Source organism: Streptomyces sp. NPDC030991 (genome assembly GCF_055571235.1).
Map to the genome: position 1 here is coordinate 34,961 of NZ_JBVIFR010000028.1, position 24,859 is coordinate 59,819.

General features: G+C 71.1%; 16 protein-coding genes. 6 read left to right on the top strand and 10 right to left on the bottom strand.

Annotated features, from left to right (window positions below; all coding sequences use genetic code 11):
• The first annotated feature begins 137 nt into the window (after positions 1–137).
• Positions 138–1,133 carry a D-alanyl-D-alanine carboxypeptidase family protein gene (locus ACZ45E_RS35180; protein ID WP_468229140.1) on the top strand — a complete coding sequence of 332 codons (996 nt, stop codon included), beginning with the start codon at positions 138–140 and terminating at the stop codon, positions 1,131–1,133.
• A gap of 51 nt (positions 1,134–1,184) precedes the next feature.
• Here ACZ45E_RS35180 and ACZ45E_RS35185 read toward each other — a convergent pair whose 3' ends face one another.
• Positions 1,185–1,877, bottom strand: a complete 693-nt coding sequence (locus ACZ45E_RS35185; protein WP_468229143.1) for an SDR family oxidoreductase — start codon at positions 1,875–1,877, stop codon at positions 1,185–1,187.
• A 118-nt stretch (positions 1,878–1,995) separates the two neighbouring features.
• Between ACZ45E_RS35185 and ACZ45E_RS35190 the strand changes: the two genes are divergently transcribed.
• On the top strand, positions 1,996–2,655 hold the full coding sequence (locus ACZ45E_RS35190; protein ID WP_468229146.1) for a TetR/AcrR family transcriptional regulator: 660 nt from the start codon (positions 1,996–1,998) through the stop codon (positions 2,653–2,655).
• A gap of 435 nt (positions 2,656–3,090) precedes the next feature.
• On the top strand, positions 3,091–5,634 hold the full coding sequence (locus tag ACZ45E_RS35195; protein WP_468229149.1) for a discoidin domain-containing protein: 2,544 nt from the start codon (positions 3,091–3,093) through the stop codon (positions 5,632–5,634).
• Between the two features lie 54 nt (positions 5,635–5,688).
• Here ACZ45E_RS35195 and ACZ45E_RS35200 read toward each other — a convergent pair whose 3' ends face one another.
• Positions 5,689–7,983, bottom strand: coding sequence for an ATP-binding protein (locus ACZ45E_RS35200; protein WP_468229152.1), 2,295 nt, complete (start codon positions 7,981–7,983; stop codon positions 5,689–5,691).
• A gap of 350 nt (positions 7,984–8,333) precedes the next feature.
• On the opposite strand from ACZ45E_RS35200, the gene ACZ45E_RS35205 reads away from it, so the two are divergent.
• The gene (locus ACZ45E_RS35205) at positions 8,334–9,359 is read left to right on the top strand and encodes an AraC-like ligand-binding domain-containing protein (protein ID WP_468229155.1); all 1,026 of its coding nucleotides are present in this window, start codon (positions 8,334–8,336) and stop codon (positions 9,357–9,359) included.
• Between the two features lie 81 nt (positions 9,360–9,440).
• Here ACZ45E_RS35205 and ACZ45E_RS35210 read toward each other — a convergent pair whose 3' ends face one another.
• From ACZ45E_RS35210 to ACZ45E_RS35235, 6 genes are all read right to left on the bottom strand, one after another.
• Positions 9,441–10,286, bottom strand: coding sequence for a fumarylacetoacetate hydrolase family protein (locus tag ACZ45E_RS35210; protein WP_468229158.1), 846 nt, complete (start codon positions 10,284–10,286; stop codon positions 9,441–9,443).
• Between the two features lie 44 nt (positions 10,287–10,330).
• A complete protein-coding gene (locus ACZ45E_RS35215; protein ID WP_468229161.1) occupies positions 10,331–13,258 on the bottom strand; it encodes an FAD-binding and (Fe-S)-binding domain-containing protein in 2,928 nt (975 codons plus the stop codon).
• Between the two features lie 218 nt (positions 13,259–13,476).
• Entirely contained in the window at positions 13,477–14,397 is a 921-nt protein-coding gene (locus tag ACZ45E_RS35220) for an alpha/beta fold hydrolase (protein ID WP_468229163.1), read from the bottom strand.
• Positions 14,398–14,427: 30 nt separating this feature from the next.
• The gene (locus tag ACZ45E_RS35225) at positions 14,428–15,153 is read right to left on the bottom strand and encodes an alpha/beta fold hydrolase (RefSeq protein WP_468229166.1); all 726 of its coding nucleotides are present in this window, start codon (positions 15,151–15,153) and stop codon (positions 14,428–14,430) included.
• Positions 15,154–15,286: 133 nt separating this feature from the next.
• Entirely contained in the window at positions 15,287–16,141 is an 855-nt protein-coding gene (locus tag ACZ45E_RS35230) for an alpha/beta fold hydrolase (protein WP_468229169.1), read from the bottom strand.
• A 128-nt stretch (positions 16,142–16,269) separates the two neighbouring features.
• Positions 16,270–16,689 (bottom strand): SsgA family sporulation/cell division regulator, encoded by a 420-nt coding sequence (locus ACZ45E_RS35235; RefSeq protein WP_468229172.1) that lies wholly within the window; start codon positions 16,687–16,689, stop codon positions 16,270–16,272.
• Positions 16,690–16,899: 210 nt separating this feature from the next.
• Between ACZ45E_RS35235 and ACZ45E_RS35240 the strand changes: the two genes are divergently transcribed.
• Positions 16,900–18,642 (top strand): pyruvate dehydrogenase, encoded by a 1,743-nt coding sequence (locus ACZ45E_RS35240; RefSeq protein ID WP_468229174.1) that lies wholly within the window; start codon positions 16,900–16,902, stop codon positions 18,640–18,642.
• An 8-nt stretch (positions 18,643–18,650) separates the two neighbouring features.
• On the opposite strand, the gene ACZ45E_RS35245 is transcribed toward ACZ45E_RS35240, so the two are convergent.
• A complete protein-coding gene (locus ACZ45E_RS35245) occupies positions 18,651–20,942 on the bottom strand; it encodes an ATP-binding protein (RefSeq protein ID WP_468229177.1) in 2,292 nt (763 codons plus the stop codon).
• A gap of 233 nt (positions 20,943–21,175) precedes the next feature.
• On the bottom strand, positions 21,176–21,592 hold the full coding sequence (locus tag ACZ45E_RS35250; protein WP_468229179.1) for a CBS domain-containing protein: 417 nt from the start codon (positions 21,590–21,592) through the stop codon (positions 21,176–21,178).
• A 486-nt stretch (positions 21,593–22,078) separates the two neighbouring features.
• Between ACZ45E_RS35250 and ACZ45E_RS35255 the strand changes: the two genes are divergently transcribed.
• Positions 22,079–24,838: a hypothetical protein gene (locus tag ACZ45E_RS35255; RefSeq protein ID WP_468229182.1), complete on the top strand. Its 2,760-nt coding sequence runs from the start codon at positions 22,079–22,081 to the stop codon at positions 24,836–24,838.
• Positions 24,839–24,859 lie beyond the last annotated feature (21 nt).

Below are 24,859 nucleotides of genomic sequence, written 5' to 3' on the forward strand. Positions count from 1 at the left end.
CGTCGTCTCCATGCAGGCGAGCGCTGTTACGCGGCTATGACATGGCGATCTTGACAGTGGCCGTCACTGCACAAGTAGGTTCACTGTGCAACGAAATTCCAGTGAGCCGGCGTCCCGCGCCGGGAGAAGGGATGCCGATGGGTTCCCATGCCCGCCCCAACCGACTGCACAGGACCGGGGCCCGGATCGCGACGGTCGCACTCGTCGGGGCCGTCCTGCCGATCGCCGCCGGCGGCCTCGCCGAGGCGGCCACCCCCACGGCCACACACGCGGCCGACGAGCAAGGCCAGTTGGGCGGCGCGAGCGCCGCGCCGGCCGGTCGGAGCGCGCCGGACGCCAAGGACCAGGACGTTCCCAGTGTCAAGGCCGACCACGCCTTCCTGCTGGATGCCCGCGACGGCAGCCAGGAGCGGGAGATGTGGGCCGGGGCCAAGGCCGACGAGAGCGTGTCGATGGCCAGCACGACCAAGATCATGACCGCGCTGGTGGTGCTCAAGCACCCGGAGTGGCTGGACCGGCAGATCGCCGTGAAGCAGTCCTACCGTGACTACGTCCAGCAGAGCGGCGCCAGTACGGCTGATCTCCAGACCGGCGACAAGCTGACCGTCAGGCAGTTGCTGCACGCCATGCTGATCCCGTCAGGGGCGGACGCCGCGCGGGCTCTGGCCGACACCTTCGGCTCCGGGGAGACCGAGGACGCCCGGATCGCCGACTTCGTGGAGCAGATGAACGCCGAGGCCCGGCAACTGAGCCTGACCGGCACGCACTTCGACTCCTTCGACGGCATCTCGCACGGCGACAACCGCAGCACCGCCCGCGATCTGGCCAAGCTCGGGCAGCGCGCGATGTTGCAGCCGGTGTTCGCCGAGGTCGTGAAGAACAAGCAGTTCGAGACCGAGGCCCCGGCGGCCAACGGTCACACCCGGTACTACACCTGGGTCAACACCAATGACCTGCTGAGCAGCTACGACGGTGCTCTGGGCATCAAGACCGGCAGCGGTGCCGAGGCCGGGTACTCCCTCGTCTTCGCCGCCGAGCGGGACAACCGGACCCTGGTCGGCGCGATCCTCGCGACCGACCGGACCCGCTTCGACGACGCCACCAAGATGCTCGACTGGGGCTTCGCGCACTGACCGCCTCCGCCCCGGGTGTTCCGGGGTTCCCCCGGTACGGAACAGGTGGCCTCAGGCCGCGCTCGGCCGAGGCGCGGCGCTCAGGCCCTGCTTGACCTGCCGGGTGAGCTCGTCGGCGACGATCTCGGGCAGGTCGGCCTCGATGCCGGCCAGGGCCTGCGCGGCGACGTCCGCGGGGTCGCTCTTCTGGTCGGCCGGAACGTCCGCGGCCATGTCGGTGTCCATGTAGCCGACGTGCAGCGCCGAGACGGCGATGCCGCGCGGGGCCAGTTCCTCCCGGGTCGCGTTGCTCAGCGCCCATGCCGCGGCCTTGGACGCGGAGTACGAGCCGAGGCCGGCCGGGTGGAACCAGGACAGCACGGACAGCACGTTGAGCACGGCGCCGCCGCCGTTCGACTCGATGACGGGGGCGAAGGCCCGGGCCGCGCCGAGCAGGCCGAAGAAGTTGGTCTCCATCTCCCGGCGGACCGCCTCCAGGTCACCCGCGATCAACGGGGCGCCGGTGGAGATGCCCGCGTTGTTGATCAACAGGGTCGCGTCGGCCGCGGTGCGGGCCGCGGCCCGCACCGACTCGGCGTCCGTCACGTCCAGCCGCAGCGGGACGACGCCCGGCAGATCCACCGTCTCGGGGCGGCGGGCCGCTCCGTAGACCTTCGCGCCGCGCTCGACGAGCTGGGCGGCGAGGTGCCGTCCCAGTCCCCGGTTGGCGCCGGTCACCACCGCGACCGCGTTCTTCAGTTCCATGTCTGCTCCCGGACCGCTCGGCGGGGCCGTCACGGCACCCGCGCTAAATAGATTACGAATATAATCTAACCACCGCACTACGATAGATGCCAGTCGACATCCGAACGGGAGGTGGCCCATGGGCCGCGTATCGCAGGCGCAGGCGGAGGAGAACCGCAGGCGGGTCGTGGACACCGCGTCCCGGCTCTTCCGTGGGCGGGGTACGCACGTCAGCGTCGCCGACCTCATGAAGGCGGCCGGTCTGACCCACGGCGCCTTCTACAAGCAGTTCGACTCCAAAGAGGCGCTCGTCGACGAGGCCACCGCCCATGCCATCGGCGAGCTCACCCGGCGCCACGCGAGCGGGCTCGAACGGCACGACGGGGGGCGCGAGGCGGCCCGGCGCGCGCTGATCGACAGCTATCTCTCCGTCGAGCACCGCGACGGCGCGGCCGACGGCTGCCCGGTCGCCGCCCTCGTCACCGACATCGCGCGGGAGCCCGGGAACGGCTCGGCGCGGCGCGTCTACACCGAGGGTGTGGCCCAGTTCGCCGACTTCCTCGCCGACGAAGACGCCGAGCACGCCGGGCACGCCGAGGGCGCCGAACGCGCCGCAAACACCGAGAATGCCGAGCGCGCCGAACGCACCGCAAACGCCGAAGGCGCCGTCGGGCAGGACGGCGTCACCCGGCTGTGCACGCTGCTCGGCGCGCTCCTCCTGGCCCGTGCCACCAAGGGCTCGCCGCTCTCCGAGGAGATCCTCGCCGCCGCGCACGCGGCGCTGACGGCGACCGACTGAACCCGGGCCGAGTCCCGGGCTGCTCCCGGACTGCTCGCGGGGCGGCGCTCCGGCCGCCGGGCCCGACGGTGAGCTGTGCCGCCGGCCGGTGAACTGCCTCCATTAGTTGATGGCGTCGCCCCTTCGACGTACCCGCTCCCTGCGCAAACGCGCAGGTCGGCAGCGGGTGAGGGCGCGGCCGGTGGGGTCGAGGGTTCGGAGCTCGAAAATACGGTGTCTCCGGGGGGTTGCCGAGCGATTGCCTCGCGCCTTAAATCAAACCCTGAACTAAGCCGTCCACTAAGGCCGTTCGCCTCGGCGACGGCCCGTTCCCCCTTTCCCCGGCAGGGGAGAGGACCCGCTCCGCTCCACCGCGCCCACCTCCTCAGGCGGGCGCTCGTTCGGTGACGGCCGCCGCGGGCTGCCGTCCTTCCTCGACCGCACGGAGTGAATCGCATGAGACTCAGATCCTTGGGGATAGCGCTCGTCACGGCGGCGGCGCTCGTGACCATCCCCGCCCAACTCCCCGCGGCGGCCGCCGATCCGCCGCTCTCGCAAGGCAAGACCGCCACCGCGTCCTCCACCGAGAACGCCGGCACCCCCGCCTCGGCGGCCGTCGACGGGGACGCCGGAACCCGCTGGTCGTCCGCCGCCACCGACAACCAGTGGATCCAGGCGGACCTGGGCCAGTCCGCGACCCTCACCAAGGTCGTCCTCAACTGGGAAGCCGCGTACGGCAAGGACTACAAGATCCAGGCCTCCGACAACGGGACCACCTGGACCGACCTCAAGACGGTCACCGGCGGCGACGGCGGCACCGACACCCTCGACGTGTCGGGCCACGGCCGGTACGTCCGCATGTACGGCGTCACGCGCGCCACGCAGTACGGCTACTCGCTCTGGGAGTTCCAGGTCTTCGGCGACGCCGGAACCTCGCCGGGCGGCACCTGCTCCACCGCCAACGCGGCCAAGGGCCGCCCCGCGAGCGCGTCCTCCACGGAGAGCGCCGGCACCCCCGCCTCTGCCGCCTTCGACGGTGACACCGGCACCCGGTGGTCTAGCCAGGCGTCCGACCCGCAGTGGGTCCAGGTGGACCTCGGCTCCGCACAGGACGTCTGCAAGGTCGATCTCACCTGGGAGGCCGCGTACGCCAAGGCGTTCAAGATCCAGGCGTCCGCCGACGGGCAGACCTGGTCGACGCTGAAGGACGTCACCGGCGCCACCGGTGGCAGCGCCTCCTACGACGTGAGCGGCTCGGGCCGCTACCTCCGCGTCCAGGGGGCCGCCCGGGCCACCGGATACGGCTACTCCCTGTGGGAGGTCGCGGTGCACACCGCGGGCGGCGGCACCACACCCCCCGTCGAGGGCGGCGGCGACCTGGGTCCGAACGTCATCGTCGTGGACCCCAGCACGGCCAACCTGCAAGGGAAGTTCGACCAGGTCTTCGCGCAGCAGGAGTCGAACCAGTTCGGCTCGCAGCGCTACCAGTTCCTGCTCAAGCCGGGCACGTACAACGGCATCAACGCGCAGATCGGCTTCTACACCTCGATCTCGGGTCTGGGCCTCAACCCCGACGACACGAAGATCAACGGTGATGTGACCGTCGACGCGGGCTGGTTCAACGGCAACGCGACGCAGAACTTCTGGCGCTCCGCCGAGAACCTCGCCGTCAACCCGGTCAACGGCACCGACCGTTGGGCCGTCGCGCAGGCCGCCCCGTTCCGCCGCATGCACGTCACCGGTGGCCTCAACCTCGCCCCCAACGGCTACGGCTGGGCCTCCGGCGGCTACATCGCCGACTCCAAGATCGACGGCACGGTCGGCCCCTACTCCCAGCAGCAGTGGTACACCCGCGACAGCTCGGTGGGCAGCTGGACCAACGGCGTCTGGAACATGACGTTCTCCGGTGTGCAGGGCGCCCCGGCGACCAACTTCGACACCGGTCCGTACACCACCCTCGACACCACCCCCGTCTCCCGCGAGAAGCCGTTCCTGTACCTCGACGGCAACGACTACAAGGTGTTCGTCCCGGCGAAGCGCACCAACGCGCGCGGGGTCTCCTGGCCCGCGAACGCGGGGACCTCGCTCCCGCTGAGCCAGTTCTACGTCGTGAAGCCCGGGGCGACGTCCGCCACCATCAACCAGGCGCTCTCCCAGGGCCTGAACCTGCTCTTCACCCCCGGCGTCTACCACCTCGACCAGACCATCAACGTCACCCGGCCCGACACCGTGGTGCTCGGTCTCGGCCTCGCCACCGTCGTCCCCGACCACGGCATCGACGCGATGCACGTCGCGGACGTCGACGGGGTGCGCCTCGCGGGCTTCCTCATCGACGCCGGTACGACCAGGTCCGACACGCTGCTGCAGATCGGACCGGCCGGCTCCGGCGCCGACCACGCCGCGAACCCGACCACCATGCAGGACGTGTTCGTCCGGGTCGGAGGAGCGGGCGCCGGCCTCGCCACCAACTCGGTCGTGGTCAACAGTGACGACGTCGTCGTCGACCACACCTGGCTCTGGCGCGCCGACCACGGCACGGGCGTCGGCTGGGAGACCAACCGCGCCGACTACGGGCTCGTCGTGAACGGTGACGACGTCCTCGCCACCGGACTGTTCGTCGAGCACTTCAACAAGTACGACGTGCTCTGGAACGGCGAACGCGGCCGCACCGTGTTCTTCCAGAACGAGAAGGCCTACGACGTCCCCAACGCCGCGGCGGTCACCCACGACGGCATCGTGGGGTACGCCGCCTACAAGGTGGCCGACAGCGTCACCACCCATGAGGCATGGGGGATGGGCAGCTACTGCAACTTCACCTCGGATCCAGGGATCGTCCAGCAGCACGGTTTCCAGGTCCCCGTGAAGCCCGGCATCAAGCTGCACGACATCCTGGTGATCTCGCTCGGCGGCAAGGGCCAGTACGCCCACGTCGTGAACGACACCGGCGCCCCGACCTCGGGGACCGACACGGTGCCATCCAAGATCACTTCGTTCCCGTAACACCGCGCGCCCGCTGTCGGAACGGCCCTCGCGGGGCCGTTCCGACAGCGGTGCTCAGCCCTCGCGCCGGGTCACACGTGGCGCGAGCGCGTCGAGCCGTTCACGTGCCTCCGTGACGGCTCCCGGGTCGGCGTCGGTGGGCAGGGTCAGTACCCGGGAGAACACCTCGCTCGCCTCCGCCGGCCGGCCCGCCTCCAGGAGCACGACCCCCAGGTCGATCAGGCGCCGGCTCTCCAGCCACGTGTTGCCCGCCTCGTGACACATGCGGACCGCCGTCCGCAGATGGGGGAGAGCCTCGTCCCACTGTTTCGACTGGGCATGGGTGACACCCAGGTTGCAGTGCAGTTCGAGGCGGGTGATGTGGGCGATGTGCGGGTCGATGCGCTCGCCGGCTTCCTCCAGGAAGGCGTAGGTCGCGCGGAAGGCCACCATGGCCTCCTCGGACCGCTCCTGTTCCATCAGGCTGACGGCCCGGCTGTGCATGCATTGGAGGCTCCCGTGCACATCGCCCGCGGCGTCGAAGAGTTCGGCGGCCCTGCCCATGTCCTCGCCGGACTTCCCGTGGTCACCCATCTTGCGGTACGCCCAGGCGCGGTACTGGTACGCCCATGCCTGTTGCGGCAGATCCCCGGCGCGCCGGGCGGCGGCGAGCGCCTGGCCGGAACGGGCGACGCTGTCGTCGAGCCGGCCCTCGCAGACCAGAAGCGCCCAGGCGTGGTAGTTGAGCTGGGTCGCTTCGAGCAGCGGATCGTGCAGCGCGAGCGCGCACTCGGCGGCGGTGCCGAAGACCTCCGGCCAGTGGCCCCAGGCGATCCACTGGTCGGAGAACCAGTGCAGCGCCTCGGCCACCTCCACCACCTTCGCGTACTCATCGTTCGCGGCGGCCCTGCGCAGCGCCGCGAGCCAGTTGACGCCCTCCGCCTGGAGCCACCGGCGGGCGAGGTCGGCCGAGGAGAGGTCGACGGTGCCCCGCCAGTCCGCCGGCGGCGCCCCGTGGTCGGGCTCGAACCAGCGGCCGGCCATGATCGTGGTTTCCAGCAGCCAGTCGTTCAGCGCCGCCTCCGCCCGGTCGGCGGCCTCGGCACCCTCGTCGGCCATGAGGCGGGCACGCGCGAACAGGCACAGCAGGTCGTGCAGGCGGTAGCGCTCCCCGTCCGAACCCAGCAGCCCCGCCTCGACCAGCTCCTCCAGCGTGTCCTCGGCGTCGAACAGACCCTGCCCGGTCAGCCGGGCGGCGCAGGCGGCCCCGGCGTCCGGGCCCGCGATCAGCGCCAGGCGCCGGAACATCCGGGCGGCCGACGGAGTGAGCTGGCGGTAGGAGAGGTCGAAGGCCGCCGAGACGTCCATCTCGCCGCCGGACAGGGCGTCCAGCCGCCGGTCCTCCTGCGCCAGGCGGTCGGCGAGTCTGCGCACCGACCAGCCCGTGCGGGTGGCCAGCCAGCTGCCCGCCACCCGCAGGGCCAGCGGCAAGTGCCCGCAGAGGCGGGCGACCTCCGCGAGCGACGCGGGATCATCCGCCGCCCGGTCCGCTCCGACCAGGCCGGCCAGGAAGTCCGCCGCCTCCGCCGGTGACAGCTCGCCCAGCCGGAGCCGCTCCACGCTCTCCAGACCCGTGAGCATGCGCCGGCTGGTCACCACCACCATCCCCGCGCCGGCGCCCGGCAGCAGCGGGCGGACCTGTGCCTCGTCGCGGGCGTTGTCCAGCACGAGCAGGCAGCGCCGCTCCGCCAGCAGTTGCCGGTACAGGCCGGGGTGCCCCTGCGGCCCGGCCTTCGCCAGGTCCCGGTCCGCCACCTGAAGCGCCCTGAGCACCGTGAGCATCAGCTCGGCAGGCTCGGGCGGTGCGACGTCCGTGCCGCGCATATCGACCACCAGCTGCCCGTCCGGGAAGCACCCCGCGAGCTCCCGGGCCGCATGCAGCGCGAGCGTGGTCTTCCCCGTGCCGGGCGGCCCCGAGACCGCCACAGCCACCTGGCTCGCGTCCCCCGCGCCGCCGCGCCGGGCGGCTGCCGCCTCCGCGAGGCCGGTGAGGGACGCCAGTTCCCGGCACCGGCCCACGAAGTCGACGATCCCGCGCGGCACGGCCCGCACCCCGGCCGGGCTGTACCCCGTACCCCGGCCGGCTCTGGCGGTCGCGAGCAGTCGCTCCCGTGCGGCCTCACCCAGGCCCAGGCCGTCCACCAGCGCCGCGACCGTCCGCCGCTGCGGCGCGGCCCGCCGCCCGCGCTCCAGATCCCCGATGGCCCGGACACTGACCCCCGACGCCTCGGCGAGACCCTCCAGCGTCAGCGAAGCGGCGATCCGCAGTTCACGCAGCGCGGCTCCGAACGCTCCACGGTCATCGGTCACTCTGTGCTCCCTCCGCCGTGCCTCCCTCACCACCCCCGAGCACGGACCTCAGAAGTCTAGACAGCGCGAGTCAGCAGGTCACAGCCGCGCCCGGCATCGTCGGTTGTGCCATGTTTCTGCCTGTCTTCTGCCTGGAGCGCCGACCGGCGAACTGCTTGGCTGGCAGCAGCGGGGAACCGGGCCGCAGCGCTGCCGCCCGAGCCCGTCGCAGGGGGGTCTTCCGCGACGGGACATCCACACCAGCCCGGGCACGGCCGCCACCTCTTCGAGGCACTGAGCGGCCGCCAGGTTCGTACGGGCAACGGTGTTCCAGGTCTCCGCCGGTATTGCACGGATGAGAGGAGAGCCGGATGAGCCCGGTGCTGACGACCGCTTTGGTGCCCGACGAACACAGACTCACCTACTGGCGCCGGGCGGTGGAACAGTCACTGGTGCCCGTGGCCATAGCTCTGCAGGACGCCCGCTCCTTCGAAGGGCGTATCGTCACGCACCGGGTGGGCGCCCTGCGGGTCTCCGTCGTCGAGGCCGACGCCTACCGGGTCAGCCGGACCGCCGCCCACATCACGCGCTCGCCGGAGCCGCTCGTGGCCGTCGCCCTGCAGATGTCGGGTACGACGCTGCTCACCCAGGGCGACCGACAGGTCGTCGCGAACCCCGGCGACCTCTTCGTCTGGGACACCACACGCCCCTACTCCCTGGACTTCCCCGAGCGCTTCTCCACCCGCGTCGTCCACATGCCGCGCCACATGCTCGGGGTACCGGACGAGGATCTCCGTCATGTCACCGGCATCGTGTTCAGCACGGAGCGGGGGTGCGCGGCCGTGCTGATGCCGCTGCTCGCCACGGTGGTCGCCTCGGCACACATGTTCTCGCCCGCCGCCGCGACCGGTCTGGCCAACGGGCTCACCGACGTGTTCGCCGCCCTGGTCGCCGAACGCACCGAGAGTTCGTCGACGGAGGACTGGAACACGCGCCATCACCTGGTGCGACGCGTCCGCGACCACATCGACGAGAACCTGGCCGATCCCGCCCTGTCACCGGAGTCCGTCGCCCGGGCGAACCACATCTCGGTGCGCTACCTCCACCGGCTCTTCGAGGGCGAGGGCATCACCGTCAGCCGGCTCATCCAGCGGCGCAGACTGGAGGAGTGCGCGCGGGAACTGACCCGCAGCGGCCGGGCCGCGCCCACCGTCTCCTCCATCGCCCAGCGCTGGGGGTTCGTGAACCCCACCCATTTCAGCCGGGTCTTCCGCAGCGCCTACGGACTTCCGCCCCGCGAATGGCGCACCATGCGCCTGGCGACGGGGGACGCCGGCGGTGCCGTCATCGTGCAGCCCCGCGGGCGTCGCCTCACCCCGTCGCCGGCCGACGCCTGACGTACGTTCGCGGCGTGCGGTCTCCTCTCACCCGCGGGGCCGGATCCGCCCCGACCCGTGGGTGTCGGGCGGCAGCCGCCTTCACTCGCTCCGGAAGCGCTGGCGCAGCGAGCCGATCCCCTCGATGGAGCTGACGAGTTCGTCGCCGTCGGCGAGCCAGTGCTGCGGCGTGCGGCCGAGGCCGACGCCCGCGGGGGTGCCGGTGAAGATGACGTCCCCGGGCGAGAGCTCCAGTACGTGCGACAGCTTCGAGACGAGGGCCGCGACGGGGAAGATGAGGTCCCGTGTGCGCCCGAGCTGAACGGTCTCGCTGTTGACGGCGCAGGTCAGTTCGAGGTCGTCGGGATCGTCGAACTCGTCGGGGGTGACGAGGCACGGGCCCATGGGGGAGAAGCCCGGGAACGACTTCGCCAGACCGAACTGGGGCGAGGGCCCGCTCATCTGCAGGATGCGTTCCGACAGGTCCTGACCGGCCGTCAGTCCCGCGACGTGGTTCCATGCCTCCGCTTCCGGGACCCGGCGGGCGGGGCGGCCGATGACGACGACCAGTTCCACCTCCCAGTCGGTGTGCCCACCGGCCGGAAGCAGCACGTCGGTGACCGGGCCGCTGATGCTGTTCGCGAACTTGGTGAAGACGGGCGGCATGTCCTCGGGCGCGGTGAAACCGGCCTCGTCGACGTGCTCGCGGTAGTTGAGACCGATGGCGAACAGCTGACGGGGCGCGGGCGCGGGCGCCCCCAGCTCCGAGGTCCGGAAGGGGACCCCGGCGCTCGCGTCCACGTCGAAGGCCCAGCTCCGGAACTCCTCCCACCGGCTGTAGACGGCCTGCGGATCGGAGGGGAAGCGGTGGCCGCTGGCTTCGTGCACGTCCAGGGCCCGCTCCCCGGAGAGGAGGCACAGCCGTCCGGACACATTGGCGATACGCAAGGAGTTCTCCCGAGGGGCAGGGGTGCGGCGGGGCGGCACCGGGGTCAGGCGGGGCGGGTGACACGTTCGAGGAGCAGCAGCACGGACTGGTAGGGGCGGCCCGTGACGTGCTGCATGCCGATCTCGCAGGTGCGGTTGGCCGAGAGATAGGCGTCGTAGCTGCCCGCCGCGACCTCCTCCGCCTCCTGGAGGGTGGCCGCCTCGGTCAGTTCCTTGTGGAGCATGCCGCGGTCGCCGGCGAAGCCGCAGCACTCCGCGTGGACGGGGACGTCCACGCGGTGGGCGACGAAGCGCGCGAGTTCGGCGAGTTCCTCCGTGTCGCCGAGATGGCGCATCGAGCAGGTCGGGTGGATGACCGCGCTGTCGACCTTCCGGGTGGCCGTGAGGTGCGGGAGCAGCTCGGTGGCGGCCCAGACCAGTGAGTCGACGACGGTCAGGCCGTCGTGCTTGTGCCGGTTCTCCGGTGTGAGGTACGGGACGATCTCGTGCCCGATGCCGAGCGTGCACGACGAGGCGTCGACGACGAGGGGGAGCCGCCCGCCGTCCGTCCACTCCCAGGCCCGCTCGACCGTCCGGTTGGCCATGAACGTGTTGCCGTCGTCGTACCCCTTGGAGTGCCAGATCGTCGCGCAGCACGCGCCGGCGAGGTCCCGCGGCACCCAGACGGGGCGTCCCGCTCTGCGCGAGAGCTCCACGACGGCCTCGGGGAGGGACGGGGCCGTCGCGCCCTCGGGCCCGGCGAAGATCCTGTTGACGCAGGCCACGAAGTAGACGGCGGCGGCGGATCCCCGCTCCGTGGTCGGCAGTCGGCCGGCCGCGGGCCCGGGGATCGCGCTGATCCACTCGGGCACCAGGTCGGGCGAGACGACCTTGCGGGCGGCGGCGGTGACATCGGTCAGGAGCCGGTCCCCGACGTGCTCCGCGACGCCCAGAGCGGCCCTGACCGATGTCTCCACCGCGGCGAACCGCTTCGCGACGCGCTCGGCGTTGCGCTCGGCCGCATCGCCGTGCCGCTGGTGCCGGAACCGCTTCATCATCGCGCCGGTGTCGATACCGACAGGGCAGGCGATCTTGCAGGTCGAATCGCCCGCGCAGGTGTCCACCGCGTCGTAGCCGTACGACTCCAGCAGGCCCTCCGTGACCGGTGAGTCCGCGGGCTGGCGGAACATCTCGCGCCGCAGCACGATCCGTTGACGGGGTGTCGTCGTCAGATCACGGCTGGGGCAGACGGGTTCGCAGAAGCCGCACTCGATGCAGGCGTCGGCCACGGCCTCGATGGTGGGGATCGTCTTGAGGTGCTTCAGATGTGCCTGCGGGTCCCGGTTGAGCACCACGCCCGGAGCCAGCACACCGTGGGGGTCGAGTATGTCCTTGATCCGCCACATCACGTCGGTGGCGGACGCGCCCCACTCCGCTTCCAGATAGGGCGTCATGTTCCGGCCGGTGGCGTGCTCCGCCTTGAGCGAACCGTCGAAACGGTCCGTCACCATGCGGCAGAAGTCGTCCATGAAGTGCGCGTACCGCTGTACGTCGTCGGGGCGCGAGGCGTCGAGCGTGAGCAGGAAGTGCAGGTTCCCGTGGGCCGCGTGCCCGGCCACGGCGGCGTCGTAGCCGTACTGCTCCTGGAGCCGTGTCAACGCCTGGCACGCCTCGGCCAGGTGGGTGGGCGGGACGGCGAAGTCCTCGGTGATCAGCGTCGTACCCGTGGGACGCGCCTTGCCCACCGCCGTCATGAACGCCTCGCGGGCGTGCCAGTAGGTACGTACCACCCGGGGGTCGGTGACGAAGGCATTGGTCACCGACGCCACCGGGCGCACCAGCCGCAACCCTTCGAGGACGCCCGCGGCGGCCTGTCGCTGTGCGAGGTGCTCGGCCTGTGTCGCCGCGCGGAACTCGACCAGCAGCGCGGCGGTGTCACGTGGCACGTCGGCCCAGTCCGCGGGCACCCCGTCCACGGCGGCGCAGGCGCGCACGGTGTTGCCGTCCATCAGCTCGACGGCCCGGGCGCCGGCGCGATTGAAGAGCGGGACCGCGGCGGCGGCGGCCGTGAGGCCCGGGAAGAACAGCAGAGCCGTGTACGTGAGCTTGTCGAGAGGAACGGTGTTGAAGACGGTCTCGGCGATGAATCCGAGGGTGCCCTGCGAGCCCACCATGAGGCCGCGCAGGATCTCGACCGGGGTGGAGCCGTCCAGGAACGCGTCCAGCCGGTATCCGCTGGTGTTCTTCAGCTCGTACTTGGCACGGATCCTGTCGGACAGCGCGCCGTCGCTCTCCACCTCCGCCTTGAGCGCCAGCAGCTCCGCGCAGAGCTGCGGCTCCGCCGCGCGCAGGCGGGCGTCGGCGTCGGGTGCGGCCGTGTCGACGATTGTTCCCGAGGCCAGTACCAGGGTCAGTGAGGAGAGCAGGCGGTAGGAGTTGCGCGCGGTGCCCGCCGTCATTCCGGACGCGTTGTTGGCCACGACCCCGCCGACGGTGCAGGCGAGGGAGCTCGCGGGGTCGGGCCCCATCAGCCGTCCGTGCCGGGACAGCGCGATGTTGGCCCGTCCGATGGTGGTGCCGGGCCTGACCCGCACCTGGGCGCCGCCGTCGAGCACTTCCAGGCCGGACCAGTGGCGACGTACGTCGACCAGGATGTCCTCGCCCTGCGCCTGTCCGTTCAACGAGGTGCCGCCCGCCCGGAAGACCACGGCGCGGCCGTGCTCGCGGGCGTAGCGCAGCACGGTGGATACGTCCTCGGCCGTCTCGGCGATGACGACGACGCGGGGCACGAGACGGTAAGGGCTGGCGTCCGAGGCGTACCGTACGAGGTCGGAGACCTTGTGCAGCACCTTGTGTTCGCCGAGTTCCTTGCTGAGGCCGGACCGCAGGTCCCGCGGTGTGCCGGACGCGTGGTCCGCGGCGACGCGGTCGACGGAGGGGCTCCCGGTCGGCCGGGGGCGCAGCATCCCCGGCTCCGGTTCGAGCAGCGGCATGCCGTGCTCCTTTCTCCCGGCATGAAGCGCGGGTGGACGCTGAAGTACGGGTGGACGCTGAAGTACGGGCGACGGCCCGCGCCGCCTCCCCGCCGTCCGGTCGGACGACGGGGAGGCGGCGCTGTCGCCCGGGGCGGCGAACGGCCGGGTGCGCCGCGACCGCGGACGCACCCGGCCGTTCGCACGGGCCGCCGTGCCCGGTGTGTGCCGCCGGACGGTCAGTGAGCGGACCGGACGGCCCGCGCCGCCTCGAGGATCAGCTCGCTCACCGCGCGCGGGTCACTCACCGCGGCGGCGTGCGGCGCGTGGACGCTGACCGTGCGGGCCTTGGCGCGGGCGGCCATCCAGCGCTGCGCCGCCGGCGGGATGTTCCGGTCCTCGGTGGCTATCAGGTACCAGGACGGCAGCTTCTTCCAGGCGGCGACGGTGGCGCGTTCCTGGAGCGCAGCGACGGCGACCGGCCGCTGTCCCACCGCCATGGTCTGCGCGGTGGTGGCGGGGACCCCGGCCGCGAACTGCTGACGGAACAGGTCCTGACGGATGACGAGTTCCTCGCCCTGCCCGCCGCCGGGCAGCGGGAAGTACTGCGTGCTCGTGGCCCGCGCCAGGGTGCTGCCCGGGTACTTGTCCGTCAGCGACAGCGCGCTCTCGCCCACCTCGGGGACGAAGGCGGCCACGTATACCAGCGCCTTGACCTGCGAGGCGCCCGTGGCGGCATGGCTGATGACGGACCCGCCGTAGGAGTGCCCGACCAGTACGACGGGGCCGTCCAGGGTGTCCAGGACACTGCGCACGTACGCGGCGTCGGAGGCCACGCCGCGCAGCAGGACCGGCGGTGCCACGACGCGGTGGCCCGTACGCCGGAGCCTCTTGATGACGGCGCTCCAGCTGGAGGCGTCGGTGAAGGCGCCGTGGACCAGCACGATGGTGGGCAGCGGGCCCTTGTCCTTGTCTTTGTCTATGTGCTTGCCCTTGTCCGCGGGGGCGGGTCCTGCCGCCGCCGGGGCCGCGTGGGCGATACCGGCGGCTCCGAGGGCCGCGGCCCCCGCCACCATCGACACGGTCACGGCGCGGCGGGAGACCGAGGTCTTCGACGGGCCGGAGGCGTCGGACGAGTTTGCTGAATCTGCTGAGTTCATGAGCGACTTTCTGCGCGACCGTTCCGGGGGCTACTTGGCGGTGGCCTTGATGGCTTCCTCGATGAAGGCGACGACCTTCTTGGGGTGGGCCAGCATGACCAGGTGCGAGGAGTCGACCTCGATGGTGGTCATGCCGGCGCGCTGGTAGCCGAAGCGCTCGACGTCGGGGTTGATGGTGTGGTCGGAGGAGGAGACGAGGCCGAAGGAGGGCTTGGTCTTCCAGGCGGCGGCCGGTGCGGCGTCGGCGAAGGCCTGGGCCGCGAGGGGGCGCTGGGAGACGGCGAGCACGGCCGCGAGCTCCGGGTCGACGTCGGCGGCGAAGATGGCCGGGAACTTCTCGACGTCCACCGACACGTCGGTGCCCGGGGTGTCCGAGCCTTCGAGGGGGAACGGGGTGTAGACGAGGGCGGCGGCGAGGTCGGAGTCGGGGAACTGGCCCTGCAGTTCGCCGAGGCTCTCGCCCTCCTCCAGGGCGTAGCCGGAGAGGTAGACGAGCGCCTTCACGTTCTCCTCCACACCCGCGACGGTGATCACGGCGCCGCCGTAGGAGTGGCCGACGAGGACGACCGGGCCCTCGATCTGGCGGACGACCGAGGCGATGTAGGCGGAGTCGCCGAGCAGGCTGCGGTTGGGGACGGCGGGGGCGACGACCTTGTGGCCGCGCTTGAGCAGCTCGGGTATGACGCTGTTGTAGCTGGAGGCGTCGGCGAACGCACCGTGCACCAGTACGACGGTCGGGGTCTCGGAGCGGGACATGGGATCTCATCTCTGTGCTGTGACGAAAAATGGAGCTTTATGCGGGTGGTACGTCGGTAAACCTAGGGAGCGTCAGCGGTACCGCTTTGCTTTCCGCGCCCGGCGACGAGTCCGCGAGCGCACTGGTGGCGCCTCAGCCGGACCAGCCGTCCAGGAAGGCGAGCAGTTCGGCGTTGACCACCTCGGGCTGTTCCTCCTGGCAGAGGTGGCCGCACCGGGGGATGGCGACGCCCCGGACGTGGTGGGCGACGCCCTTCCAGACGTCGAGGACGTCGTAGGCCTTGCCGACCGCGCTGAAGTCCTCGCCCCACATGGTCAGTACGGGGCAGTCGATGAGCCGGTCGGCGTCCTCGCGGTCCTGGGCGACGTCCTCGGGCGCCGCCCGGTAGTCCGCGCAGGAACCGCGGACGGCGCCCGGTTGGCGGTAGGCGCGGACGTAGACGTCGATCTCCTCGGCCGACAGCATGTCCGGGTTGTAGGACCAGCTGCGGTAGAAGTGCGTGAGCCAGGCCTCCTCCTTGCCCGCGATGAGGGCTTCGGGGAGGTCGGGCACCTGGAGGAAGGTGAAGAACCAGTAGCCCTGGCGGGCGAGGGACACGTCGTAGGTGTCGGCGATGACCCGGGTCGGGATGTTGTCCATCGCCACGAACCGGTCGACGCGCTCACGGTGGTCCTTGGCGAACCGGGTCCCCACCCGAGCGCCGCGGTCATGACCCACCAGCGCGATCTTCTCGTGTCCCAGGTGGTCCATGAGGGCCAGGGTGTCGCGGGCCATCGTGCGCTTGTCGTACCCGGACGCGGGTTTGTCGGTGTCGCCGTACCCACGGAGATCCGGGGCGATGACGGTGTACTTCCGCGCCAGTGCCGGGATCTGTTTGCGCCAGCCGTACCAGGTCTGGGGAAATCCGTGCAGCAGGTAGACCGGAGGCCCCTGGCCGGCGCTGACCCAGTGCTGATTGATGCCGTTCAGTTCCGCGGTGTGATGCACGACATCGGGAATGTGTGCCTTATGGTCTCGCATGGATCCAAGAGAAACACCGCGCGCGGGAGGCCCTTGCCGGTGCGTGCACGGCTTCGGTTCCGCCAGTGACGGGATCGCCGTTCCGGACGCGCCCTTCACTGCCGCATGAGTCGCAGCACCACACTGTCCAGGTCCATGTGCTGTTCCTCGCTCCCTTTCGGTACGTGCGCGAAGGACTGCCGCAGGAATTCGGCCACCTCATCCATCGGGCACAGTACGTCGGCTTTTCCCGCCGTCGACCTGAGGGTGATGCCGATGAATCTTCGGCCGCCGATCATCCGTGGACGCACCAGGACGTCGCCGACGCCGCTCGGCCCCTGCGCACCGGCGGAGAGGAGGTCCCTGGCGAACGTCCACCGGACCGGTCGCGCACTGCGCGTTCCTATGGAGAGACCCACGGCATAAGGGTCGCTCGCGCAGTACGTGAACCGGGCGGGGATCGGCAGGGGAATGTCATTCGGAATCGATACGTGAACCGTCACGGCGCGGGCTGTCGTGGTGGTGGTCTTTTCCATGGGATTTCTCTCCCGGTATATCGAGTGTCCTGGCCTCCGTGCAGCGTAGTGACGTCCATTCGCCCCTGATTGTTTTTCAGCGCACAGCGCTTGCCCCAAAAAGAACGGTTCGCGGATCGGCCGAAGGCGGTGCACGCAGAGGCAAGTCGGCCGGCGTCCGACTCCCTACGTTGGGGCGGTCCGGAACAATCGCCTGTGCAAGGAGCACCCATGGGGAAGAAGACCGTCGCCGAAGAGTATGTGGACCTCTTGGCCCGGGCCGGTGTGCGCCGTGTCTACGGAGTGGTCGGCGACAGCCTGAACCCGGTCGTGGACGCGATCAGGCGCCAGGACGCCATGGAGTGGATCCAGGTCCGCCACGAGGAGACCGCCGCCTTCGCCGCGGGGGCCGAGGCCCAGCTCACCGGTGAACTGGCCGCCTGCGCGGGCTCCTGCGGGCCCGGGAACCTGCACCTGATCAACGGTCTGTACGACGCGCACCGCTCGATGGCCCCCGTCCTGGCGCTGGCCGCGCAGATACCCAGCAGCGAGATCGGCACGGGCTACTTCCAGGAGACGCACCCGGACCGGCTGTTCCAGGAGTGCAGCCACTACTCGGAGCTGCTCTCCTCGCCCCGGCAGATGCCCCGGGTCGTGCAGACGGCGATCCAGCACGCGGTGGGGCGCCGCGGAGTCTCCGTCGTCGCCCTCTCCGGTGACACCGCCGCCGAGCACGCGCCGGACGCGGGCACCGAACTCGCCCTCCCTCTCGATCGGCCGACCGTGAGCCCGGGCCCCCGTGAACTCGCCGACCTCGTGCGAATGATCGACGAAGCCCGCACCGTCACGCTCTTCTGCGGGCGCGGCGTCGCGGGCGCGCACACCGAAGTGACGGCGTTCGCGGAGAAGGTGAAGGCCCCGATCGGCCACACCCTGCGCGGCAAGGAGCACATCCAGTACGACAACCCGTACGACGTCGGCATGTCCGGCCTGCTGGGCTACGGCGCGGCCTACGAGGCGATGCACGAGTGCGACCTGCTGCTGCTCCTCGGCACGGACTTCCCGTACACGGAGTTCCTGCCGAGCCACGTCAGGACGGTGCAGGTCGACCTTCAGCCCGAGCACCTCGGCCGCCGTACGTCGCTGGACCTGGCCGTGTGGGGAGATGTCGGCGAGACGCTCCGGCAGCTGACGCCGCGGGTACGCGAGAAGACCTCCCGTACGTTCCTCGACCGGATGCTGCGACGCCACACGCACGCCCTGGAGGGAGCGGTCGGCGCCTACACGCACGACGTCACCGACCACAAGCCGATCCACCCGGAGTACGTCGCCTCGATCCTGGACGAGGAAGCGGCCGACGACGCCGTCTTCACCGTGGACACGGGCATGTGCTGTGTCTGGGCGGCGCGTTATCTGACGCCCAACGGCCGCCGCCGGATCCTCGGTTCCTTCGTCCACGGGTCGATGGCGAACGCGCTTCCGCAGGCCATCGGCGCGCAGTTCCTCGACCGCGACCGGCAGGTCGTCTCGCTCTCGGGCGACGGCGGCTTCTCCATGCTGATGGGCGACTTCCTGACCCTCGTGCAGTACGGACTCCCGGTGAAGGTGGTCGTCTTCAACAACTCCTCACTCGGCATGGTCGACCTGGAGATGATGGTCGACGGGCTGCCCCCGCACGGCACCGGCTATCCGCACACCGACTACGCGGCCATCGCCACCGCGGCCGGTGCGCGCGGCATCAGGGTCGAGGAGCCTTCGCAGGTCAGGGCGGCCCTGCGGGAGGCGTTCGCGCACGACGGGCCCGCGCTCGTGGATGTCGTCACGGACCCGAACGCGCTGGCCGTGCCGCCGAAGATCAAGAGCGGGCAGATCACCGGATTCGCCCTGTCGGCGGGCCGGGCCGTCCTCACGGGCGGCGTGGGCCGCATGGTCGACCTCGCCCGGGCCAACCTTCGCAACATCCCGCGTCCCTGACGCCGCCCTCACCGCGTCGCCGTGCGCTCCAGCCGGGCCACCTGCGCGCGTGACTCCTCGACGCGGTTGGGGTCGGCGTCGGAGCCGAGGTCGAGGCAGGCGCGGAACGCCTCCCGCGCCTCGTCCGGCCGGCCGGCGGCTATGAGTGTGCGTCCCAGATGGACGAGGTGGATGCTCATCATCACCGAGTGGTTGCCGAAGTCCTCGCACAGCCGCACCGCTTTCCGCAGGCAGGTGACCGCCTCGTCCCACCGCCCCAGCAGAGCGAGGCTCCTGCCGGTCCCGGAGAGGATGCCGATGCGCGCCGTCGCGGCGATGTGCGGCTCGATCCGGTCGCCGGCCTCGTCGAGGAAGGCACGGGTGTGCCGGTACGAGGCGAGGGCCGCCTCGCCGTCCCCGTCCACCAGCAGGTTCACTGACCGGGCGTGGTGCGCCTGGAGGCTGCCGTGCAGGTCGCCCGCCAGCGCGAACAGATCCGCCGCGCGGTTGCAGTGGTGTGCGGCCTCACCGGAGCGCTCCAGCTTCCGGTAGGCCCACGCGCGGTAATGGTGCGCCCATGCCTGCTGGTCGACGTCACCGGCCTCCACCGCGATCGCCAGTGCCCGCGTGGACAGGGGAAGACTCGCGGCCGGCCGGCTCTCGCAGACGAGAACGGCCCAGGCGTAGTAGTTGAGCTGCGTCGCCTGCGCGACCTTGTCCCCCAGTGCTTTGGCGCTGCTCGCGGCCGTGCGGAACACCTCCGACCAGTGCCCCCAGAAGATCCACTGGTCGGAGAACCAGTGCAGCGACTCCGCCACCTCCACCACCAGCGCGTGATCGCCCTCCGCCGCCGCCGCGTGCAGAGCGGCCAGCCAGTTCACCCGCTGCGTCCGGAGCCAGTCATGGGCCAGGTCGGCGGAGGAGAGGTCCACCAGCCCCCGCCACTTTGCGGAAGGCGCGCCATGGTCCGGCTCGAACCAGCGGCCGGCGACGACCGTGGTCTCCAGCAGCCAGCGGTACAGATCGGCCCGGACCTTCCGCGTCTCCTCCCTGTCCTCGTCGGCCTCCAGCCGCAGCTGCGCGTACAGGCGGAGCAGGTCGTGCAGCTTGAAGCGGTTCCCGTGGGTACCGAGCAGACCCGTCTCGACCAGTTCCTCCAGGATGTCCGCGGCCGAAACGAGATCCTTTCCGACCAGCTGCGCGGCGCAGGCCGACCCGGCGTCGGGCCCGGGCACCAGCGCAAGGCGCCTGAACAGGCGCGCCGCGTCAGGGGTGAGCTGACGGTAGGAGAGGTCGAACGCGGCCGACACCCGCCGGTCACCCGCGACCAGGGCGTCGAGCCTGCGCTCCGCCACGGCGAGCCGGTCGGCCAGCCTGCGCACGGTCCAGCCGGTCCGGGTCGCCAGCCAGCTCCCCGCCACCCGCAGGGCGAGCGGAAGGTACCCGCACCGCTGTGCCACGTCACGCAGCGCCGAGGGCTCGGCGGACGCGCGGCGCGCCCCGATCATGGCGGTGAGGAACGCGACCGCGTCGTCAGGAGGCAGCTCCCCGAGCACGACCCGGTGCGCACCGGGCAGACCGGTGAGCATGCGCCGGCTGGTCACCATCACCACGGCCCGCCCGTGCTCCGGCAGCAGTTGCCGCACCTGCTCCTCGTCCCGGGCGTTGTCGAGCACCAGCAGGCAGCGTCTGCGGGAGAGGAGATCCCTGTACAACGCGGCGTGCCCCTGCGGTCCCACCGTCGCGAGTTCCTGGTCCGCGACGCTGAAGGCCTTGCACACGCTCAGCATCAGCTCGGCCGTCGAGGCCGGGGTCTCGTCCATGCCGCGCAGATCCAGGACCATGCGGCCCCCGGGGAAGCGATCCGCCAGCTCCTGCGCCGAGTGCAGCACGAGCGTGGTCTTGCCCGCGCCGGGCGGACCCGACACGGTCACGACGACGGGCCGCTGCTCCTCGGCGCCCGTACCCGCACCCGGCGCCTCCTCCGACGCCAGCGCCATGAGCCGGGCCAGCTCCTCCTCGCGGCCGACGAAGTCGTTGATCCCGCGGGGGAAGGTGCGTACGGCGACGGATCCAGCGGTGTCGGGGGCCGCTCTTCGCGCGGCGGCGAGAAGCTGTTCGCCGCGCTCCTCGTCCAGCCGGAGACCGGCGGCCAGAGCGGCCACTGTCCGGCGCTGCGGCGCCGCGCGCCGCCCCCGCTCCAGATCGCCGATGCCTCTGACGCTCACCCCCGAGGCCTCGGAGAGACCTTTCATCGTCATGTAGGCGTCCAGCCGGAACTGCCGCAACAACGTGCCGAACTCCAGTTCCCTCCCGGTCACCGATGCCCACCCCTGCCCTTGTCTCGCCCTGTGGCGGATCCGGCCGCGCGCACCCCCTGCGCGTCGTCCTGGGCGACATTCTTGCCTCTCACCGCACAATGACCGAAATCGGGCTCAAGTTCGGCTGCCGACGAAGGGCGCCCCGGACACGTCGGTGCCACGGCCCTGGACACGCCGAAGCGGCGGCGCCGGACGCGCCGCCGCTTCGCGGTGGATGGGGTCGGTGGACGCGGTCAGTCGGTGGAGAGCGCCTCCACCAGACGTCCCGCGTCAGGGTCCTTGAGAGCGCGGGCGGCGTCCGCGAGGGCGACCATACCGACGAGGGTGGCGCCGTCGATCACGGGAAGCCTGCGGACCTTGTGCCGGGTCATGGTCGCGAAGATCTCGTCCGCGTCGTCGTCCGCTCCGATGGTGACGGCCTCGCCCTGTGCGAGCGTGCCGGTCTCCACCTCGGCCGGGTCGAGCCCGAACCCCAGGACCTTGACGACGATGTCGCGGTCGGTCACCACGCCGACCAGCCGGTTGTCGTCCCCGCAGATGGGCAGCGCGCCCACCTGGAGCTCCTTGAGCTTGCGGGCCGCGTCCAGTGCGCTGTCGTGGGCCCCGATGCACTGTGCACCACCGGTCATGATCTCTCGTGCCGTAGTCATGGTGAACGCCGTCCCTTCTCTTCTCCTACGTCCGCGGTGGCTCCCGCCCGTCCGGTGTGCGGGGGCAGGCCCGTGGCGGGTGACCGGGATCGGCGGCGGTGAAACGTGCCGGCCGCCGGGGAGCGGTGTCGACCATGGCCGATTCGGGCGCACCCGCCAAGTCCGGCCGGGTGGCCGCCCGCTTTCCGGACGCCGGGCACTCGTCGGCGCCGACGGACGGGACGGGAGGGCGCCCTGCGGTATGTGTCCCCTTCGGCTCCGAGCAGATCCGGTCGGATGCGGACGGCGCCGGGTACGGCCGGGGGAGGTGGGCCGCATCCGCTCCATCGGTACCCGAACCGGCCCGGCCGAGCGTTCGCTGACCGGCGTGCCGGAGCAACCCGGGACGGCCGGTAGCGAACCTGGGGGAATGAGCGCCTCGGTGCTGAGGTGAGGGCCTGGCGTTCGCGTGCTTGAAGCCGCGACATTTTCAGAGAGGGGACGCTCATGGCGTTCCTCAGGCACAAATCCACGGGGTTCCGCTGTGCGGTGGCCTGCCCGACCCCACAGGGGTGGTCCGCGATGTTCCTGCGGCCGGGCACGGCCGCGGGCATCAGCGAATCGGCGCTGCTGTTCGACACGGCGACCTACGACGCGTACGGAGCACAGTTCACCGAGCTGCGACAGGCGCAGTACCAGGACTTCCGGCTGTACCCGCAGGCCGTACTCCGCCTGCCCGCCCACACGGACGGGGCCGCCCAGTACCTCTTCATCACCGGCTCGGACAGCCTGCGGTACCGCGTCGGCACCGGTGTGGTGAAGCGCGAACCACTGGTCATGCGCGGCTGGCTGCCCGCCGAGTGGCAGCACAACGTCGACGCCCTGCTCCAGGCCCCCAGCTCCGCGTCGGGCGAATGGCGCACCTACGTCTTCAAGGGCAGCCGCGTCCTCACCTACAACGGGGGCGCGACCGCCGTCGCCGTCGAACGCGACGTGCTCATCACCGAGGGCCCGGACGCGGACGCGCCGGGATGGGCCCAGCTCCCGGCCGACTTCCGCTCCGACCTCGATCACGTCGTCGAACTGCCGCTCGCCGCCGGCGTACGCCGCTCGCTGCTCGTCAAGGGAACCAAGGGGGTCGTCCTCAACTGGCGCACCGGCGTGGAGAAGTCGGGCACGCTCACCTCGCTGACGGCGGGGCTCGGCAAGCTCCCGGCGACCTGCACGACGCAGTACCTCCCCCTGTCCGGGACCTACCGGGCCACCAACGCGGGTCAGAACGTCGAAGCACGGATCGACGTCGACGGGGTCGGCACGCTCTCCACGATCAGCGGGGATCTCTTCTCGGTGTCGGGCCAGAGCACGACCTACGCCAACTCCTTCCGCTCCAGCGCGGTGGAGGTGCAGTGGACCGACAACTACGTGGTGGTCGTGGGCAAGGGACTCACCTGGGCCACGTCGTCACCGGAGGTCACCCAGGCGCGCATCCTGATCAATCTGACCGCCGCCGGACAGCCCGCGCGGACGGCCGCGTGGCTGACCCTGGAGGACGCCAACTCCTACTACAGCGCCATCTGGTACGACCTGCCCAAGGCGTCCGCCTACTTCCGCACGGTGGACTACGAGGTCGACACGGTGGTCGGTGAGGCCGAGCTCGTCAGCTACGACACGTCCAAGGCCGCCACCCCGCCCGGATTCGTGAACCGGGTGCTCACCGTGGCCTCCTCGTTCGGTGAGGCGGGCGTGGAGATGCGCACCGCCGGGACCCGCACCGTCCTGGACACCACCGGATCCGGCGCCGACCTGCTGTGGTCCAAGGCCGAACTGCACGCGGCGATGGTGGCGAACTTCAGCGGGTACCGCGAGGTACCGCAGTGGAAGCTGTGGACCCTCGTCGCCCGCGACTACTCCGACGGCAACGGCGTGGCGGGCGTCATGTTCGACGCCATCGGCCTGCAACGACAGGGCATCGCGGTCTTCTCGAAGTACAACGTCGCCGGGACCAACGACGAGCTGCACACCTACGTCCACGAACTCGGCCACGCCTACAACCTGATGCACTCGTTCGGCAAGGACTCGGCGGACCCGCCCGCGCCGCTGGGCCCCAAGGGGCGCTACGGCGACCTGTCGTGGATGTCGTACCCGCACCTCTACGACGGAGACCCCAGCGCACCCGAGGACGAGCGGACCGCCGCGTTCTTCCGCGCCTTCCCGTTCAGCTTCACCGACGACGAGCTCCGGCACCTGCGCCACGGCTACTACCGCAACGTGATCCCGGGCGGCAGCAACTTCACGTCCGGCGCCGCGAAGGAGCGGCCGTCGCTGGAACTGGTCGCGCCGCCCCTCACCGACGAGTCAGGACTCACCCTGGAACTGGCGGGACAGGCCGCCTTCGCCTACGGCGAGCCGGTCGTCGCGCAGCTCAAACTGGGCCGCGCCGCCGACCGTGAGCGGATCGTCGTGGCGCCCGACCTGGACCCCGCCGGCGGCTACGTCACCGTAGCGATCACCGACCCCTACGGGCAGAGCCGCGTCTTCAGGCCCCTCACCCGCACCTGCGGGCACGAAACCAGCGCGCTCACCGCCGAGGCACCGGCCGTCTACACCAGCGTGTACCTCGGATACGGCGCCGACGGGCTCTACTTCAGCGAGCCCGGCCTGTACAAGGTGACCGCCGCCTACCAGGCCCCCGACGGATCGCGCGTGGTCACCGCCCCGCGCACCATCCGGGTCCGCGCGCCGCTCGCCGCCGCCGACCAGCGCATCGGCGAGCTGCTGCTCGGCGACGACCAAGGGCAGCTGCTGACGTTCCTCGGATCCGACGCGCCACAGCTCCAGGGCGGCAACGACGCCTTGCAGGAGGTCATCGAGCAGTACGGCGACCACCCGCTGGCCGCGCACGCCCGCCTGGCCCGCGGCGCCAACGCCGGGCGCCACTTCCAGCACATCCAAGGCGGCCGGCTCGTCGTCCGCGAACCCGACATCAAGGAGAGCGTCCAGCAGCTCAGCGCCGCCATCAACGCCTCCACCGGCGACGAGGGCCTCGACAACATCACCCTCAACAGGGCGATGCGCCGCCTCGCGAAAGTCCACGCCAAGGACGGGAACCTCCTGGAAGCGGACGCCGTGCTCAACAAGATGGTCGACACGTTCCGGGCCAAGGGCCTGCCCGCACCGGTCCAGAAGGCCATCCGCGCGCAGGCGGAGGAGACCCGCGCCACCATCCACCAGGGCCAGGCCAGGACCACCCACCGCAAGAAGAGGTAGGCACGGGCCCGCACGGCGGCC